This is a genomic window from Candidatus Limnocylindrales bacterium, from assembly GCA_035626395.1.
Lineage (GTDB): Bacteria > Desulfobacterota > Binatia > UBA1149 > CAITLU01 > DASPNH01.
The window spans coordinates 22,392-39,932 of record DASPNR010000046.1 but is presented as its reverse complement, the minus strand read 5'-3'; the positions used below and the strand labels follow the sequence as shown (position 1 = coordinate 39,932).

The window sequence follows — 17,541 nt, the reverse complement described above, 5'->3', positions numbered from 1 at the left end:
TACGACTACAAGTCTTTGGGCCAAGAATTCAACATCGCTCATCAGCTCGCGCGGGAAGTCATGTACCACAATGACCAGGGCACATGGAAACGTGAGACGCCCGAGGATCGCTGGTTGCGTATGCGTAACTGGGCCGCGGAGCAAGCAGGACTGCCAGCTGCATGACCCCCGACCCCCAGGACGCCGTCACGCTGGCCCAGGAGCTGCGCATGGACCCGGAGCTGGAGGCGGCCATCGCCATCACCAACGTCGAGCTCAATGCCGCACAGGCCGAGTTCGAGCGCGTGCGCGGCATCGTCAAGCTCGATGAGTACCTGCGGGTGTGGCGGCGGTTGGAAGACCTTAAGCGGCAGGCGGGGGTGCGATGAATTGCAGCGCGCATAGGTTAGCTACCGAAAAGGCGGTTTCCCGAGCCGCCCTGGCGCGCTGTTCTCTATCTCGGGGTGCTACGGGAGCGCGAATGGCGAAGACATATTCGGAAAAGCTTCTGGATCCGAGGTGGCAGAGAAAGCGACTCGAGATCCTGGATAGATCAGGTTTCAGCTGTGAGTCTTGCGAGGCAACCGACAAGACCCTGCATGTGCACCACAAGCTGTACCGAAAGGGCGCAATGCCTTGGGAGTATTCCGACCATGAACTCGAGGCGCTATGCCATGAGTGTCATGAAGAGAAACACTCAGTTAGAAAGCGATTGGATGAAACGCTAGCGCGGCTCTCCGCCGGAGAGATTGAGCAGGTGCTAGGTTTCGCGCTTGGCTGCCTGGCACTTGAGGAGCTTTTCCCAGACGAGGTGGAGGAGGAGCTTAAAAATCATACGTACCAGCTCAATGGCTGGTCGGAGTCTCGAGGATTCTACGCAAGGCTCGCATTTCCTGTTCAACCCGAAGAGCTGGAAGAGTTTATGTCGATAGAGCCGCTCGACAGCAGGGCTGTCTTCGAGATTACCGTCCATGGGCTGCCATCAAAGCGAGAAGAGCAGTAATGCGCCCATACGCAACCGTCTCTCCTTTGTTCTGGACCGGCGCCACCGGCAAGCGCCTGCGAAAAGATCCTGATGCGCAGAGGGTTGCGTTTTATCTCATCACCAGCCCGCACTCCCATCAGAGCGGGCTGTACTACTTGCCAATGATGTACCTATGCCACGAGGTTGGCATATCTCCGGAAGGGGCTTCGAAGGCCCTTCGATCGCTATCTGAAGATGGATTTTGCGTATACGACGAGACCTCGGAGTGGATCTGGGTCAAGGAAATGGCTGCTTGGCAGATAGGCCAAGGCCTGCAGGCTTCAGACAAGCGCTGCAAAGGCGTTCAGCAATACCTCCTGACAGTCCCCGAGTTGCCCTTCATCGCAGAGTTCATCGCCAGGTACGGGGATGATTTCCACCTTTATATAGCCCCAGGCAAGGGATCAAAAAGCCCCTTGGAAGGGGCTTCCTCTGAACAGAACAGATCAGGAACAGAACAGGAACACAACACACCAGAAGCTCGCGCCTCCGGCGCTGATGACAAACCTGCTCGCGCAAAGGGAACACGGATCGCTATCCCGTTCCCGCTGACAGACGCGATGCGCTCCTGGGCTGCCGAACAGTACCCGAACGTCGATGTGAAGGCCGCTACGGCTGAGTTCGAGGATTACTGGGTCGGCGTGCCAGGGCCGAAGGGGTTGAAGCTTGATTGGGTTGCTACCTGGAGAAACCGGATCCGTGATGTCTCGCTTCGGCAGAAGCGGAATGGCTATGCAAGCCAGCAGATTGCAGCGGCGCCACGAGCGAGGGCCTTCGGAACATGAGCGCCACAATCCTCGAAGCCGAAAACACCCTGCTTGGCCGGCTGATGCTGGACAACTCGCTGTTGCAAACCGCAGAGCTCGCAGCGACGGATTTCCTCAGCGCCCAACACCGGCAGGTCTACGAAGCCATCTGCACGATCACGGCAGACGGCGAAGTTGCCGAACCCGTGACGGTCGCGGATTTCCTCGAGCGAGCCACCGGCCGGAAGTGGCTGCAGGTCACGACGGGCATGGTTGCGGACAACTTCCGGGGATCTGGCATCGACAGCTACGCCCGAGCGATCAAGACCGCGGCAAGAACGCGGCAAGCGCTGCAGATTGCCGCGGAGTTGCAGGAGGCTGCGAACAACGACGTTGCCGGCGCGGTGGACTACGCGATCCGCCAGCTGATGGCGATCAACGCGACCTCCCAGGACTGGCATTGCCACGTGAAGTCGGCGGTGGGTGCCGCGATTGACCTCATCGACCAAGCGCACCAGGCCGATGGCAAGCCGACCGGGATCAGCACCGGCATCCGTGACCTGGACGACAGCCTCGGCGGGATGCACGGCGGTGACCTGATCGTGGTTGCAGCTCGGCCGGCAATGGGCAAAACAGCCTGGGCGCTGAACACCATGCTGGGTTCTGGCGTCGCAACCGGCATGGTCAGCGGTGAGCAGGGACGCGCGCAGATCGGGATGCGCCTGATGGCAATCAACGGCTCCATCAGCTTGCACAACATGCGCCGAGGCAAGCTCGAGGATGCAGAGTGGGCCCGCATCAACGCCGCAGCCAATGCGCTCTCAGCGCGCCCAGTCTGGCTGTTCGATCGACCCGGGCCATCGATCCAGGACATCCAACGTCAGGCCCGTCGCTGGAAGTACGAAAACAACATTCGGCTGCTGCTGGTGGATTACATCCAGAAAATCACCGGCGGTGAAGGCCGAGACATGCGGTTGCAAGTCGGTGACGTCGTAACGCAGCTGAAGAACATCGCCCGCGAGCTCGACATCGTGGTGGTGGCATTGGCGCAGGTGAGCCGTGACGTCGAGAAGCGGCCAATGGGGCAGGACGGCATGGGCCGGGTGCCGTACATGGGCGACATCGCAGAGTCAGGGCACATTGAGCGCGAGGCCGACCAGATCTACACGCTGTACCGCCCCTTCGAGTACGAGGCAGAGGAGCGATTTCGAGGCATCGCCTTCGCCAACGTCTGCAAGAACCGCCACGGCCCGACCGGGATCATCAAGCTGGCCTGGCGAGGTGAGTATCTGCAGTTTGGAGATCTTGCGCATACCGAGCGTCAATGGATGGCAGCATGAGCAAAAACAAACCAAAGACCGCAGCCGAAGCCCGCCGCTCCCGCAACGGCGGTGGGGGGTTCTTGGGGATGGAGGAGCTAGACATAGTGGCTGGCCCGGCCGTTGGAATTTGCAGTGCCTGCAATCGCAAGACGTGGCAGCCCAGGCATGTCGGGCATGCATGCATGTTCCCGTCGATGAACGGCGGCATATGCTACGGCGTACTGAATCCGATGCAGCCATGACCCGCCCCAACGGACTGCCGAGTACCCTGACGTGGGCGGCTGACCCTGAGCGCAAGCGTACGTGCTCGAACTTGGGCCACGTGATCACCGGGGCGCGTCGCATGAACCTTGTTGTCTACAACGCATGGGCCGGCGAGCCTCACCAGAGCAAGCACCTCCATCAGGACTGCGGTGCCGATGGCCTCAAGTGGTGCAAGTTGGCCTGCGAGCGGCACGCCAACGCTACACCCCAACCCCAAAATTCAATCACTGAGGTGGCCGGCTCATGACGCTAACAGGCAATCGCTGCAGGTGCTCTGGATGTGGCGAGTACTTCAACTCGACCTCCATGTTCGATCGGCATCGCGCAGGCGACTGGAAGGACCGAGGATCGAACCGCAGATGCCTATCACCTGCTGAACTGTCGGAGCGCGGTTATCTCAAGAACTCAGCTGGGTTCTGGATACGCGAGGGAATGCCCGCCAGCCTTGGCAGGGAACGCGCCAGAGACGAGATATCAGTTTTCGAATGCCAGAGCACAGCCCATCAACCGCAGCAGGCGCTGCGATAGGAGACAGAGCGATGTTCAATCAGCAGATCGATCCGAAGTACGCGAACGTAGTCAGCAGGGCCAAGGATCTCTCACAGCAAGGCGCTATCGGGCTACAGCCACAGGCATTCCAAGGATTCGAACAAGCTATGCCTGTGAATATTGCCGATACTCTCGTGGCTGTCGCAGCGGCCAGGCTGCAAGACCGTTGCGCAGGTATCTACTCTCTAGCCGACCGCCTGGAGCGCATTGCAGATCGCGTTTTTGGAGAGGTGGCCGACAAGGACCCCACTGGCAATGCGCCAAGTGGCCCGGGTCAGGCAGGGCAACTGGATCATGCTTTCAATTGCACCGATGCTGCACTTGCGCGAATCGAGCGTGCCGTGTCACGGCTGGAGCGTGTCTGATGAACCTCCCCGACATCGAACTCGTCTCCGCCAAAGTCCACGAAGCCTGGATGGACAGCAAGCGGGCGAAGGGCGTCACCTCGCGGCTGTCAGAGCTGGGCGAGGAGCTGATGGTGCCGTACGAGCAGCTCTCCGAGTCCGCCAAGGAACTTGACCGCGGCACGGTGCGCGCTGTGTATGCGGCGATCGAGGCGGCGCGATGATCACCATCGGCATCGATCCTGGCCTTACAGGCGCGATCGCTGCGGTAGACCAGAGCGGTCACTACGAAGTCCACGACCTGCCTGTGCAGCGCGACAAGTCACTGGCATGGATAGACGGCGCAGAATTGGGCCGCATCGTCAGGGCATTCGGTGCCGCGCACTACATGACCGGCATCATCGAACGCGTCTCAGCCATGCCAAAGCAGGGCGTCGCTAGCAGCTTTGGGTTCGGAGTCAACTTCGGCAGCGTGCTCGGAGTGATCCAAGGGCTTGGCATTCGCCTTGAGCTCGTGACGCCAGCCAAATGGAAGCGTGAGATGGCGCTTGGTTCGGACAAGGACGCAGCCCTGCACAAGGCGCGGCTGCTGTTCCCGCTGGCTGACTTGCGCCTCAAGAAGCATGACGGCCGCGCAGAAGCTCTTCTGCTCGCTCACTGGTACATCACCAAAGACAAGGGGAAGGCGAGGGCGGCGGCGTGAGCAATCTATCTGATAGACAATCAATATCTATCAAAACAATCAAGTAGCGTATGTCTAGAGGTGGTAAAAGGCCGGGTGCAGGAAGGAGAGCGGGTGTGCCTAACAAGGCTACCAGCAATGCGCGAGAAGCGATTGCTCGCTTTGTTGATGGCAACGCCGATCAGCTTCAAGAGCTGTTGGATGAGATTCGAAGAGTCTATGGTGCAAAAGCCGCATGGGATTGCATCATGGATCTCGTCGAGTATCACATCCCAAAGTTGCAGCGCGCCGAAGTCGAGATCCAGGGCGAGATGACCCTAAGGCATGCAAACGAGCTATCAGACGACGAGCTTGCGAGTATCGCCGGCACAGGCAGCCAGCGAGTTGCTGAGACGGCGTAGCGCTCGTCGAAATGCCATCGACTTCGTTGCCTACACTACGCCCCGCTGGTCGCCAGGCCCGATCCATAGGGCGATCTGCGAGCAGATCGACCGAGTTCGCCGCAAAGAGATTGACCGGCTCCTTCTGCTCTGCCCGCCGCAGCACGGTAAGTCCCAGATCAGCAGCCGTCGCGCACCAGCGCTGTTCCTTGCCGACGATCCGACCGAGGACATCATTCAGGTCTCTGCATCTGCAGAACTCGCTGAAGGCTTTGGTCATGACGTGCGTAACTGCGTCCGCAGCGAAGAGTTCCAACGACTCTTCCCCAAAGTCACACTCTCAGAGGACAGCAGTGCTCGCGGCCGATGGCACACCAATCACGGTGGCAGTTACTACGCTGTTGGCGTCGGTGGACAGCTCTACGGACGCGGCGGGATGGCCATCATCGATGACCCTTTCGGCACCTGGGAGGACGCACAGAGCGAACTCCAACGCAACAAGGTCTGGGAGTGGTACACCGGCACTCTCTACAACCGCGTGCGCCCTGGGAAGCCAATCATCGTGATCCAACACCGGATGCACGAGGATGACTTGGTGGGTCGGTTATTGGCGCAGCAGGCTTGCGGAGGCGATCGCTGGGAGGTCATCGAGCTGCCAGCGCACATAGACAACCCTCCATGGCCGCAGCGCTATGACGGTGCCGCATTGGCTCGTATCCGGCAGAACATGGATAGACGCCAGTGGGCGGCGCTGTACATGCAGAACCCGACGCCAGAAGACGGCACGTTCTTCAAGCGGGAGCAGTTCGAATTGTTCGACCCGTCCAAGGTGCCGGCATGCCACAAGTACCAGACCGGTGACTTTGCGGTGACAGAGGATGGCGGAGACTGGACTGAGATCGCTACGCACGGATACTTGAATGAGGACCTGTACCTCGCAATCGAGGGCTGGCGTGGGCGCACGACGGCCGATGTTTGGATAGAGCAGCTCATTGACCAGGCAGAGCGGCAGAACCCCTTCGCATTTTTCGGTGAGTCAGGGCCGATTCGGCGGGCCATCGAGCCATTCCTAACCAGGCGAATGCAGGAGCGCTCTGTGTTTGTGCCGTGCGAGTGGCTGACTCGTGGCAAAGACAAGCCAACCGAGGCGCGTCCGCTTCAGGCTATGGCCGGACTCAAGCGCATCAAGATCGCAGACACGGAGTATGGTAACAACCTGTTGTCGCAACTCCTCAAGTTCCCGGCTGGTAAGCATGACGATGCCGTCGATATGGCTGTTCTGATGGCCAAGGCGGTCCATGAGGCCCACCCAGCCATCGTTAAGCCCAAGCAAGCGCCGCCGCCGCCAAAGTGGTCGGCTAAGCAGACCATCAACGAAATGATTCAGCAGCACAGCCGCAAGCGTCGCGGGGGAGAGTGGTAGATGAGCGATCGAATTCATGAGGCGGTTACGGTCGCCGAGCTGACCGGCACCAACGACAACGACGTGCTGTGCACGGTCAACGCCAACGACTATGACACCTGGATCCTGGGCAGCACGGCCGGCGCCATGGATGTCTTCGTGAGCCTGGACGGGACGAACTTCCTGGCATCTGCAGTGGCGCTTGAGGACATGGTGTCCACGACGCCTGCGACACGCGTGGTCGTCACCGCTGCTGGAAGACCCTTCAAGCTTCAGATCAAGTGCAAGCTGATCCGCGTGCTCCAGAACGGCGCTACGGGTGTTGCTGGCGGCCGTCTGGTTGGCTATCGCACGACATGAGCGAAGAGCAGGTCGAGCAGATCGAGCGCAAGCCGGCAGAGGAGCAGCCTGCCGACTTCGTGCGCCGCTGGCTGATGGAGTGGACGCTCGCCGACAGCAACGAGAAGACCTGGCGCGAGCAGGCGAAGCACTGCTACCAGATCTACGAGGGCGGGGCGCCGACGAAGGATGGGCACGCTCGAACCGATCGCAGCTTCAACATCCTCTGGTCGAACACCGAGACCTTGCTGCCCGCTGTGTACAACAGCGCGCCACAGCCTGATGTGCGTAGGCGTTTCCGGGATGCTGACCCGTTGGGCAAGGCTGTGTCGATGGTTCTCGAGCGCGCGCTGTCGTATGCGATAGACACCGAGGACTTCTACGACACTCTCGAGGATGCGGTCCTGGATTGCATCGTCACTGGGCGCGGCGTCGTGCGGGTGAAGTACGAACCGAAGTTCGCGCCGATCATGGATGCGGCTGGCGAGCCGATGATGCTGCCGTCTGAAGAAGGCCAAGAGCCGCAGGCGGCTGAGCAGAAAGTCTCCGAAAAGTGCGTGATCGAGCACGTGCAGTGGGATCGCTTCCGCCGCGGGCCTGGGAAGCGGTGGCGCCACGTGCCATGGATCGGATTCGAGCACGACTTCAACCGCGAGCAGCTCGTGGAGATGTTCGGCGAGGAGTTGGCGGCCAAGGTGCCGCTTAACTACCCCGAGGGCATGGACAAGTGGAAGGACGAGGAGAAGAAGGCTTTTGGCACCGCCCAGGTGATCGAGATCTGGGACAAGGACACCATGCAGGTCATCTTCATCAGCACTGGCTGGAAGGACGGCCCGCTGCTGGTTGAGCAGGATCCGATGGAGATCGACGGCTTTTGGCCCATCCCCAAGCCCATGCTGGCTATCAAGAACGGCCGCAGCATTGTCCCGCGGCCGCTGTACCACATGTACGAGGTGAAGGCTCGCGAGCTCGAGCGCATCAGCCAGCGGATCAACGCCATAGTGCGGGTGTGCAAGGTGCGCGGCGTGTACGACTCGACGATGAGCGAGGTGACGAAGCTCCTGGATGAGGCCGACAACACCGACATGATCCCGGTGCAGAACACGGCCAAGTACTACCGCATGGGCGGCCTACAGAAGGCGATCTGGATGATGCCGGTGGGCGAGATCGCGAACGTCCTGGCAGCCCTCTACCAGGCACAGAACGAGTGCAAGCAGACGATTTACGAGCTCACGGGTATTTCGGACGTGATCCGTGGTGCTACCGAGGCGAGCGAGACGGCCACGGCCCAGCGGCTCAAGGCACAGTTTGGCGGCCTGCGTCTCAAGACCCTGCAGCGCGAGGTGAAGCGCTTCGGGCGCGATGTGATGCGCCTCATCGCCGATGTGATGTGCAGCAAGTACGACTGGCAGACGTTCGCCGAGATCACTGGATTGCAGTACCCGACGGCCCAGGAGAAGCAGGCCGCGCAGATGCAGCTTCAGCAGGCGCAGCGCACGCCGCCGCAGGTTGATCCCATGACCGGCCAGGCTATGCCGCCACCGCCCCCGGATCCGGCCATGCTCAAGGCCGCCGAATCACCGAGCTGGGAAGAGATCAGCGAGGTCATGAAGTCCGATCGCCAGCGCTGCTACAAGGTCGATATCGAGACCGACAGCACCATCGCCGAGACGCTCGAGATGGACATGGCGGGCATGCAGGAGGCGCTGACGGCGATCATGACGTTCATCAGCGGCGCCATGCCCGGGCTGCAGTCGGGGATGATCAGCATCGACCTGATCAAGTCGGTGGCGCTGTCGATTGCCAGGCGCGCGCGCATGGGCTCGGCCGTCGAGGATGCTATCGAGCAGATCCAGCAGCCGGCACCGCCGCAGCCTGATCCAGCGATGGTCCAGGCAGCCGACGAGGCCAAGGCCGGTCGAGAGGAGAGCGGCAAGGCCGTCGGCGAGGTTAAGGCCATGATCGAGAAGATGATGCAGGCCGTGCAGCAGCCAAAGCGCATTCGCGCGCAGGCGAATCAGATGGGCGAGATTGACGGAGAGTTGGTTGATGCGTAGCAAAAGCCTGAAGCTTGAGATGATCGAGTCGGATGTGATCGCCAGCCTTCGCAAGCCGACAGTCAGAGACATGCCGACTTCATTCAGCGATCTTGTGAGCGGTGCATTTAGGGCCAAGCGCATCACTTACCGCCGGCACGGGCTAAACGGCGAGCTGCTGAAGCCCGCGAGCTGCTGAAGCCTATGCATCATCGATTCGAGGTTAAGGGTGGAGAAAGCCACAGCCAGGCAATAGCTCGCAACCTAACCAAGAGCAATTCACTGTTCGCGAGGCTGTGCAAGCAATGAGCAAAGGCGGGCTGGACAATTGGAAGGACGATATCAAGCCTGACGATCAAACGATGGGCGCAGATGGCGATCGGTATTGCATTTGCGGCTCGAAGTGGAAGCAATGGCCGTCATGCACCATGTCTCAATGCATATTGCGCGATGGGCGCGCGAGAGTGCAGCTGGAGAGCAAAGATGCCTCGCCGTAGATACGTCTGGGATCCCCACGCCATCGAACCTCGCGACGGCAGCATCGGCTGCATGGTCGAAGTAAGCGCTGACTACCAGCAGACGACCGAGGTGCACTACGTGCGCGGTGACACGCCGGGCTACGTGAGTCCAGTGACAGGCAAGTGGATCGACGGCGCCAGAGCACGACGCGATGACCTCGCCCGCACTGGATCGCGCCCGTGGGAGGGCATGGCGGCCGAGAAGGCGCACGCCCAGCGCCAGCAGCAGTACGTCGAGCAACGCTACGAGAAGCGGCTGGATGAGGCTGTGCGGCGCGCTTATTACCAGCTGTCGCCCGCGAAGCGACGGCATTTGGGGGGATGATGCTGCTACGGATTTTCGGTGCTCCCTTGTGCTTTCTGCGGAAGATCCATTGGACGGTTCAGTGGAGATTTCCCGCTAGAGGTGTAGAGGGGCACAACTACAGCTTGATCCCTAACACGAACCTTCCCAAGTGTCGTTCATGCGGGAAGATCGGGCGCCCCGTGCCTGATGAAGTGCGCCGGGAAATTGAACACGAACGACGTCGCACGTCTCCGGAGAATTGAATGGCAGACAACGAACCGAGTACCACCGAAACATCCACGAGTGCCACCGTCGAGACGACAGCGGCACCTTCGATGGAAGACACGATCCGGTCCACCCTGGCCGAGATCAAGACGCGAGGTAGCGATGACCAAGCGGGAGCGCCGGAGGCTTCGAAAGATCCTGAAGGCAGCCCAGGCCGAACTCGCGACCCTGCCGGCCGATTCTCCAAGGCCGCTGCTCCTGATGACGGTAAGCCAGGCACTCCAGCTGTCAAAGCCGAAGCGCCTGCCGCCACCGACACTCCAGTAGCGGACAAGTTCGCCGAGGCGCCGAAGTCGTGGAAGTCAGAGCGCAAGGCCGAGTGGGCCACGCTACCGCCGACCGTACGGGAAGAGATCCACCGGCGTGAGGAGGACTTCCACCAAGGCATCGAGAAGTACCGCGGCAAGGCGGCGACGTTCGACACCTTGGATGCTGTGATTCGTCCGCATGCCGACGTGTTTCAGGCGGCCGGACAGAACGCAGTAGAGAACATCAGTGGATTGTTGAACTTCCAGCGCACTCTCTACAACGGGAGTGACGCAGAAAAGGTCTATACTCTATTGCAAATTGCTTCCAATGTTGGTATCAAGCCGGAAGCAATAGTGGAGGGTCTAAACAACCCTCAGCGTGCGCCGGTTCAAGATCCGCGATACGACAGCCTCTTACGAGATCTTCAGGAAACGCGTCAGATCGTGAGCCAAGTGAAGCTGGCGCCGGTGATGTCTCAGGTCGAATCGTTCATGGCTGACCCTAAGAACGAATTCGTCGGCGAACCGGAAGTCCAGGCAGAGATGGAGCGATTGTTGAAGTCGGGCAGTGTTCAGACGTTGCAGCAGGCCTATGACAAGGCATGCCGTCTGAGCGACTCAGTGCAAGCCAAGGTGGAAGCGCGCAAGCGCGAAGCTGAGGCGAAGCAAAAGGCGGACCTAGCCGCCAACGCCCGCAAAGTCTCTTCGATCAATGTTCGCACCCGTGGGGCGACCCCTGCCGGTTCAACAGCGAAGGGCACGATGGAAGACACCATCAGGGCACGTCTGGCCGAGTTAAAGGCTGAAGGACGCGCGTGATGGAGGCTATCACCGTGTTTGGAGCCTTGAACTACCATGGCAGTACCTGCCTCTACGTCATTTACGACGTTCACTGAGCTTGTATCGACGACTTTCCGCAATCACAAAGGCGAGTTCGTCGATAACGTTTCGAACCACAACGCGCTGTTCCGGCGCATCACCGAGAAGGGCGGCGTCGAGAAAGAAGACGGCGGCCTTTCGATCACTCGAAACATCGATTTCGAGGACAACCAGACCTACCAGCGCTACAGCGGGTACGACGAGCTCAACATCTCCAATAGCGAGGTGTTGAGTTCGGTTGAATTCGCCTGGCGCCAGGTCGCGATCCACGTCACGGCCTCAGGCGAGGAAATCCGCAAGAACAGCGGCGAATCCCGCATCGTCAATCTGGTCAAGTCTCGCCTTCAGAACGCCAAGCGCTCGATGGCGAATGGCATGTCTGCCGACTTCTACTCGGCCGGCTCGCTCACCAACCAAATCAACGGCCTGCAAGCGCTGATCTCCGATGCCGGCACCGGCACTGTCGGCGGCATCAACAGCACGACCTTCACGTTCTGGCGAAACATCGTGCAATCGGCGGCTTCTCCCCTCCAGGGTGGCGGTGCCATCACTCCGAGCGCCACGACAATTGAGTCCTTGATGCTTCCGCTTTGGCTGCGTCTGACGCGTGGCGCCGATCACCCTGACCTCATCATCGCAAGCGAGAACTACTTCACTTTCTACGAGCAATCGCAGACCTCGTTGAAGCGGTACTCGCCGAACGATGACGGCCAGGGCGGCATGGTGAAACTGCGCTACAAGCAGGCCGAGGTGTGGCACGACACCGCGGCGTCGGGTATCCCGACCAGCCACATGTACTTCATCAACACCGACTTCTTCAAGTTCGTCGCCCACCAGGACGCCTGGATGGAGATGCTGGACGAGAAGAACTCTGTCAATCAGGAAGCCGTGGTTATGCCGATCATCACCATGGGCAACTTGATTGTCACCAACCGGAGCCTGCAAGGGCTCGTAGTGGCCTGAGGAGACAGCCATGGCATTCATTCCAACGAACCAAACGCTGGGCACTCAGCCGATCGCTGATACCTCAACCGAGCAGCGTCACCCACTGGGAACCATCACGACTGCCTACGACACGACCTACGGCGGCGGCGAGTTTATCTACCTCAAGGGCGTGGCGACGACGGCTGTCGGATCGTGGGTCACCTACAACATGGACGATGGTACGACCGCGCTGTTGGCGGCCAACGCTATCGGCCCGGTTGCAGTCGCCATGTCCGCAAACGTGGCCAACCAGTACGGTTGGTATCAGATCCAGGGCAAGGCCGTGGGCCTCGTGCTTGCTGGCTTTGTCGATAACGCAAACGTCTATGCGACCGCCACCGCGGGAAGCGTGGATGACGCAGTAGTTGCGGGCGATCGCGTGAAAGGCGCGGTCGGCGCTTCTGCAATCGGCACGCCTGCTTCGGGACAAGCCGAGTTCGAGATCGCACGTCCCTTCATGGATGACGGCCTCGCGGCCTAGTTTGTGAGCAAACTCACCGGCTGCCGGATCGCTACCGGCAGCCTCTTTTTGGAGAACGACAATGCATTTTCCGTCACAGGCCTTGCCGCCAGCGTTTCGCTTCGAGCGTCGAGCCATCGAGGACCGCGAGGCGTCTATCGCTGCCGGCGCGTTGGTCATGAAGGATGAGGATTGGGTGATCGTCCAGCAGCGCGGTAGCAAGGACGAATCAGAGTTCCCAGCGCTGCAGTGGATTGCGCAGATGGAGCGCGCCTCCATTGACCGACCGCGCGAGATGCCCAGCAACTGGGTCCGCGGCTTCAAAGACGTCTATGCCGCGTTCAAGAAGGGGGAGGACTGTCAGGTTGATGGCTATCCCATCAAGAACTGGCCTGCCATCACTCCTGCCGAGGCCAAGAACTGCGCGCGCTGCGGGCTGCATGCCGTGGAGGACATCGCGCATGCGAACGAGGAGGTGCTACGGCAGCTCGGGCTCGGTTCACGCACCTTGCAACAGAAGGCCAGGGCGTTTCTCGAAGCGCGGGCCAACAACGGTGCTGCTTCAGAGCTCGCGCATTTGCGCAGCGAGAACGAGGCACAGAAGCAGCTGCTCGAGGAGATGCAAGCCCAGGTATCCGAGCTTAGAGCGCAAGTCAGCGCGCTGTCTGAGCCTCCGCCGAAGCGAGCTCGGGCCTGATGCGTACCTGCGTACAGATCGTCCAGGAGGCCTGTGCGAGCCTGGGTCTGGCGCAGCCCAACACCGCGGTCTCATCGACTGATTTCCAGATCATACAGATGCTGTCCATCCTCAATGAGGAGGGCAGCAAGCTGGCGCGCCGCCACGAGTGGCAGCTGCTGACGAACGAGGCCACCTTCACGACGCTCGCCGCTGCCTCGCAAGGCACGCTGACATCGATCATCGGCGCGAGCGCCAACTTCCGGAAGATCATCGATGAGACCATCTGGAATCGCACCACGGGCACGATCGTATTCGGTCCGGTCCAGCCGGAGGTGTGGCAAGGCCGGCTCGCCGTCACCACTGCAGGCCCGTATCCAGAGTACCGCATCCGCAATGGCACGCTCTTCTTCGACCCCGTACCCGCGGCGGGGGAGAGTTGCTACTTCGAGTACGTTAGCTACAACTGGGCGACGACTGCGGACGGCGCTACTCGCAAGTCGCGCTTCACTCTGGATGACGATCTGCCGCTGTTTGACGATGAGGTGCTGCTGGCCGGCCTGCGGTGGCGGTGGAAGTCATCCAAGGGCCTCGACTTCCAGCAAGACTTCGACGACTACGAAGAGCTGGTCGCAGGGCTGATCACAGACGACAAGACCGCGCGGCGCATCCGCCTCGATACCCTCATGAACTCCATCCGGGCGCCAGGCACGCCGTACGGCTCCTGGAACCTCTCGAGTATGGGCTGATGATGCGCACGGCTGCACGTCGCACAAACCCGGCTCGCGCCAGGGTCGTCACCACGAGCAGCCAATTGGCGCCGGTGCGTGGTTGGAACGCACGTGACGGTATCGCCAACATGGAGCCGGGCTTCGCGGTCACGCTGGACAACTGGTTCCCGCTGACGGCTGAGATTCGCATGCGCAAGGGCTCGGCGGAGCACGTCACCGACATCATGGCCGGCGTGGATCCAGCCGAGGTTGAGACGCTGATCACCTATAAGCCTCAGAGCGGCTCCCAGTCTCTTTGGGCGTGGGCCGATGACAGTATCTACAACGTCACCTCTGCGGGCGCCGTAGGGGCTGCTGCAGTCACCGGCCTGACCAACGCGCGCTGGCAGGTGGTCAACTTCAAGACATCGGGCGGTGACTTTCTCATCGCGGTGAACGGTGCCGATGACCTGCGCTTGTACAACGGTGCGACGTGGGCCGCCATCAATGGCGTCTCTGTACCATCGATCACAAACGTCAACACCAACACGCTGGTCCACGTCTTCATCTTCAAGGAGCGCGCCTACTACATCCAAGAGGACACGCTGACGCTGTGGTACGCCGCGGCCGGCGCGTTCGCTGGTGCGCTCACCTCGTTCCCGATCCGCTCATACATTCAGTCCGGCGGCTATCTCATGGCCGCGGGCAGCTGGACGCGAGATGCAGGTAACGGCCCGGACGACTTCCTGGTCGCCATCACTAGCGAAGGCGAGGTGGTCGTATACAGCGGGACGGATCCGGCCAGTGATTTCGCGCTGGTTGGCGTCTACCGAACCGGCAAGCCCATCGGACGGCGCTGCATGATCAAGTTCGCCGGTGATCTGCTGATCATCACCACCGATGGCGTGATCCCAATGTCTCGGCTCGTAGCGCGTGAGCGCAAAGAGCAGGGCGTAGCGGTGACCGAGATCATCCAGGGCGCCATGGCCGATGCCGTGAGCGCCTACAGCGCCAACTTCGGCTGGGAGCTGTTCTTGTTCAGCGAGGCCAACATGCTGCTGCTCAACGTCCCGGTGGACACCGAGCAGGTGCAGTTCGTGATGAACACCTTCACGAAGGCCTGGTGTCGGTTCACCGACTGGCCGGCGAATTGCTTTGCGGAGTTGAATGGCGAGCTCTACTTCGGCATGGCCGGTGAGGTGCGCAAGGGTTGGACGGGCGTGCAGGACGTGGATGAGCTGGTGCGCGCTGAGGCGGTGTTCAACTTCACGTACTTTGGTGATCGCGCCAACCTCAAACAGACGACGCTGATGCGCCCCATCATGCGTTGGGACACGGCGCCGGCATCCATCAAGGTGGGGATCGACGCCGATTTCAACGTCCAGGCACCGACCAGCGACATCGTGAGTGTGTCCTCTGCTGGTTCCACGTGGGACGTGGCCGAGTGGGATGAAGGGTTCTGGGGCGGCGAGCCTGTGGTGCGCTCCAACTGGCTAACGGCCTGTGCCATTGGTTATGCGCTGAGCTTCCACATAGTGGTTGAGGTGACCCAGACGACCTGGGTGTCGCTGTCGTCTGTCGACATCGCTTACAAGCGCGGGAGCACGCTGTGAGCGCGCGCTGGGGCCTCATCCAAGACCAGCCCGATGTGGTTGGCGCTTGGGTCTGTGAGCGCACTGGCGGCGCCTGGCACAAGGGCTGCGGCACTGCGCTGGGGTTCACCTTCGATGGAGCGCTGAAGGCCGGCGCTATCTATACGAGCTACACCGGTGCCGATGTGCAACTGGGCTTCGCAGTCGAGGACCGGCGCGTGTTCAACCGCGCGAGCATCTGGTTCGCCTTCTACTACCCGTTCCAACAACTTGGCTGCCGCCGCATCACAGCACGCGTGAATTGTGATAACGTTCGCTCGCTCGCACTCGTCGAGCATTTGGGCTTTGTCCGCGAGGCGACCCTCACAGACGCAGCTCCGAACGGGGATCAGATCCAGTTTCGGATGTTGAAGTCGGAGTGTCGATGGCTACGAGACAATCGTTACAAGCCCAGAGCCAAGGCGGCGTGACATGACTTCGCCTAAGGCTCCAAAGCCGCCAGATGCCATCGGAGCTGCCCGCGAGCAGGGCCAGCAGAACATCAACGCGGCCCGTACGACCGCGGCCTTAAACCGCGTCAACCAAGTTGGGCCTGGCGGGACGGTGACGTTCTCGCAGGATCCAACCAATCCGGACCAATACACACAGACCACTCAGCTTTCGCCTGAGCAGCAGCGCATCTACGACGCGCAGACTGGCGCCGCAGGCACTCGAGCCGAGGCTGCTGGCCGTAACTTCGACCTGTACGGTCAATCTCTGGGCCAGGGGCTGAATACTTCTGGGCTCCCAGCGCGCCAGTTCTCAGCAAATCCCACGGATCAGCAGACGGGCATCAACGCGAGCAGCGTTGCACAGCGCCGAATCAGCACCATGGGTCTGCCTCAGCTGCCAGGTCAGGAGGATTTCAGCGGCGAGCGCCAACGCGTAGAGGATGCCCTGTACGGACGCAGCGCGCGGCGCCTGGATGACCAGTTTGGTCGTCGAGAGGAAGCAGAGCGCTCTCGGCTGCTCGCGAGCGGTCTCATCGAGGGAACCGAAGCCTACGAGCGGCAGATGCGAGACCTCAACGAGGCGCGCACGGATGCCTATGGCGACCTGAGAGATCGCGCCGTACTTGCGGGTGGCCAAGAGCAGTCTCGGCTGTTCGGCCAGCAGCTCCAGGCGCGACAGCAGGGCTTCGGCGAGCGCACCACGCAAGGGCAGTTCGCCAATCAGGCGGCCAACCAGAACTTTCAGAACGAGATGGCGCGCTCGGGCTTCTTCAACGATGCGCAGCAGCAGGAGTTCATGCAACGGCTCGCAAACGCGCAGCTTGGCAACCAACAGCGCGATGCGGGCATCAACGAGCAGGTCACAGATCAGCAGAAGACGCTTCAGGGTCTAGACTTCCTCTATGGCGGCAGTGGTGCGATGGTGCCGCAGGCGTTGGCTCCAGGCTCATCCGGTCAGGTCGCGCCGACCGACATTCAGGGCGCTATTCAGCAGGATTACAACAACCGCTTCGGCAACTATTCGCAGCAGGCGCAGCAGGCTCAGCAGCAGCAAGCAGCGCTGTCCTCTATCGCACTGGCCCTGGCGTTCTCAGACCGCCGCTTGAAGACCGATATCAAGCGCGAGGGCACAACGCCCAGTGGGCTGGGTATCTACAGCTACCGCTACAAGGCTGGGGGCGAGCGCCAGCTTGGTGCGATGGCAGACGAAGTGAAGCAGATCTATCCGGAGGCCGTGGTCAAGCACGAGAGTGGTTACGACATGGTGGATTACGGCATCGTCACCAGCCGCGAAATGGAGGATGCGTAATGGCATTTGTGCCCCCATGGCTGCGCGGAGGCCAGA

General features: G+C 60.9%; 21 protein-coding genes. All 21 read left to right on the top strand.

The annotated features are described in order from the left end of the window. Positions 1-161 precede the first annotated feature (161 nt). The 21 genes from VEC57_21075 (at position 162) to VEC57_20975 (ending at position 17,505) form a co-directional block, all read left to right on the top strand. The gene (locus VEC57_21075; protein ID HYC01637.1) at positions 162-368 is read left to right on the top strand and encodes a hypothetical protein; all 207 of its coding nucleotides are present in this window, start codon (positions 162-164) and stop codon (positions 366-368) included. Between the two features lie 92 nt (positions 369-460). Next, the gene (locus VEC57_21070) at positions 461-982 is read left to right on the top strand and encodes a hypothetical protein (protein HYC01636.1); all 522 of its coding nucleotides are present in this window, start codon (positions 461-463) and stop codon (positions 980-982) included. After that, on the top strand, positions 982-1,788 hold the full coding sequence (locus VEC57_21065) for a hypothetical protein (protein ID HYC01635.1): 807 nt from the start codon (positions 982-984) through the stop codon (positions 1,786-1,788). Before VEC57_21070 ends, VEC57_21065 begins: the two co-directional genes overlap by 1 nt. Beyond that, complete coding sequence (locus VEC57_21060; protein ID HYC01634.1) at positions 1,785-3,089, top strand: DnaB-like helicase C-terminal domain-containing protein; 1,305 nt, start codon at positions 1,785-1,787, stop codon at positions 3,087-3,089. The genes VEC57_21065 and VEC57_21060 overlap by 4 nt, the downstream gene beginning before the upstream one ends. 785 nt (positions 3,090-3,874) lie before the next feature. After that, on the top strand, positions 3,875-4,249 hold the full coding sequence (locus VEC57_21055) for a hypothetical protein (protein ID HYC01633.1): 375 nt from the start codon (positions 3,875-3,877) through the stop codon (positions 4,247-4,249). Next, positions 4,249-4,452, top strand: a complete 204-nt coding sequence (locus VEC57_21050) for a hypothetical protein (protein ID HYC01632.1) — start codon at positions 4,249-4,251, stop codon at positions 4,450-4,452. The genes VEC57_21055 and VEC57_21050 overlap by 1 nt, the downstream gene beginning before the upstream one ends. Then, positions 4,449-4,931 (top strand): hypothetical protein, encoded by a 483-nt coding sequence (locus tag VEC57_21045; protein ID HYC01631.1) that lies wholly within the window; start codon positions 4,449-4,451, stop codon positions 4,929-4,931. The genes VEC57_21050 and VEC57_21045 overlap by 4 nt, the downstream gene beginning before the upstream one ends. Positions 4,932-5,026: 95 nt before the next feature. Beyond that, positions 5,027-5,311 carry a hypothetical protein gene (locus tag VEC57_21040; GenBank protein HYC01630.1) on the top strand — a complete coding sequence of 95 codons (285 nt, stop codon included), beginning with the start codon at positions 5,027-5,029 and terminating at the stop codon, positions 5,309-5,311. Continuing rightward, on the top strand, positions 5,235-6,713 hold the full coding sequence (locus VEC57_21035; GenBank protein ID HYC01629.1) for a terminase family protein: 1,479 nt from the start codon (positions 5,235-5,237) through the stop codon (positions 6,711-6,713). Before VEC57_21040 ends, VEC57_21035 begins: the two co-directional genes overlap by 77 nt. Next, a complete protein-coding gene (locus tag VEC57_21030; protein ID HYC01628.1) occupies positions 6,714-7,052 on the top strand; it encodes a hypothetical protein in 339 nt (112 codons plus the stop codon). Continuing rightward, positions 7,049-9,088 carry a hypothetical protein gene (locus VEC57_21025; protein HYC01627.1) on the top strand — a complete coding sequence of 680 codons (2,040 nt, stop codon included), beginning with the start codon at positions 7,049-7,051 and terminating at the stop codon, positions 9,086-9,088. The genes VEC57_21030 and VEC57_21025 overlap by 4 nt, the downstream gene beginning before the upstream one ends. Continuing rightward, entirely contained in the window at positions 9,081-9,266 is a 186-nt protein-coding gene (locus VEC57_21020) for a hypothetical protein (GenBank protein ID HYC01626.1), read from the top strand. The genes VEC57_21025 and VEC57_21020 overlap by 8 nt, the downstream gene beginning before the upstream one ends. 350 nt (positions 9,267-9,616) lie before the next feature. Continuing rightward, positions 9,617-9,910: a hypothetical protein gene (locus VEC57_21015; GenBank protein HYC01625.1), complete on the top strand. Its 294-nt coding sequence runs from the start codon at positions 9,617-9,619 to the stop codon at positions 9,908-9,910. 224 nt (positions 9,911-10,134) lie between these two features. Next, positions 10,135-11,223, top strand: a complete 1,089-nt coding sequence (locus VEC57_21010; protein HYC01624.1) for a hypothetical protein — start codon at positions 10,135-10,137, stop codon at positions 11,221-11,223. A gap of 36 nt (positions 11,224-11,259) precedes the next feature. Next, positions 11,260-12,246, top strand: coding sequence for a phage major capsid protein (locus VEC57_21005; protein ID HYC01623.1), 987 nt, complete (start codon positions 11,260-11,262; stop codon positions 12,244-12,246). A 10-nt stretch (positions 12,247-12,256) separates the two neighbouring features. After that, the gene (locus VEC57_21000; protein ID HYC01622.1) at positions 12,257-12,748 is read left to right on the top strand and encodes a hypothetical protein; all 492 of its coding nucleotides are present in this window, start codon (positions 12,257-12,259) and stop codon (positions 12,746-12,748) included. Positions 12,749-12,809: 61 nt separating this feature from the next. Beyond that, positions 12,810-13,424 carry a hypothetical protein gene (locus tag VEC57_20995; protein HYC01621.1) on the top strand — a complete coding sequence of 205 codons (615 nt, stop codon included), beginning with the start codon at positions 12,810-12,812 and terminating at the stop codon, positions 13,422-13,424. Then, positions 13,424-14,152, top strand: a complete 729-nt coding sequence (locus VEC57_20990; protein HYC01620.1) for a hypothetical protein — start codon at positions 13,424-13,426, stop codon at positions 14,150-14,152. The genes VEC57_20995 and VEC57_20990 overlap by 1 nt, the downstream gene beginning before the upstream one ends. Then, positions 14,152-15,726, top strand: a complete 1,575-nt coding sequence (locus VEC57_20985) for a hypothetical protein (GenBank protein HYC01619.1) — start codon at positions 14,152-14,154, stop codon at positions 15,724-15,726. The genes VEC57_20990 and VEC57_20985 overlap by 1 nt, the downstream gene beginning before the upstream one ends. Further along, the gene (locus tag VEC57_20980) at positions 15,723-16,175 is read left to right on the top strand and encodes a GNAT family protein (protein HYC01618.1); all 453 of its coding nucleotides are present in this window, start codon (positions 15,723-15,725) and stop codon (positions 16,173-16,175) included. Before VEC57_20985 ends, VEC57_20980 begins: the two co-directional genes overlap by 4 nt. Before the next feature lies 1 nt (position 16,176). Beyond that, a complete protein-coding gene (locus VEC57_20975; GenBank protein HYC01617.1) occupies positions 16,177-17,505 on the top strand; it encodes a tail fiber domain-containing protein in 1,329 nt (442 codons plus the stop codon). Positions 17,506-17,541 lie beyond the last annotated feature (36 nt).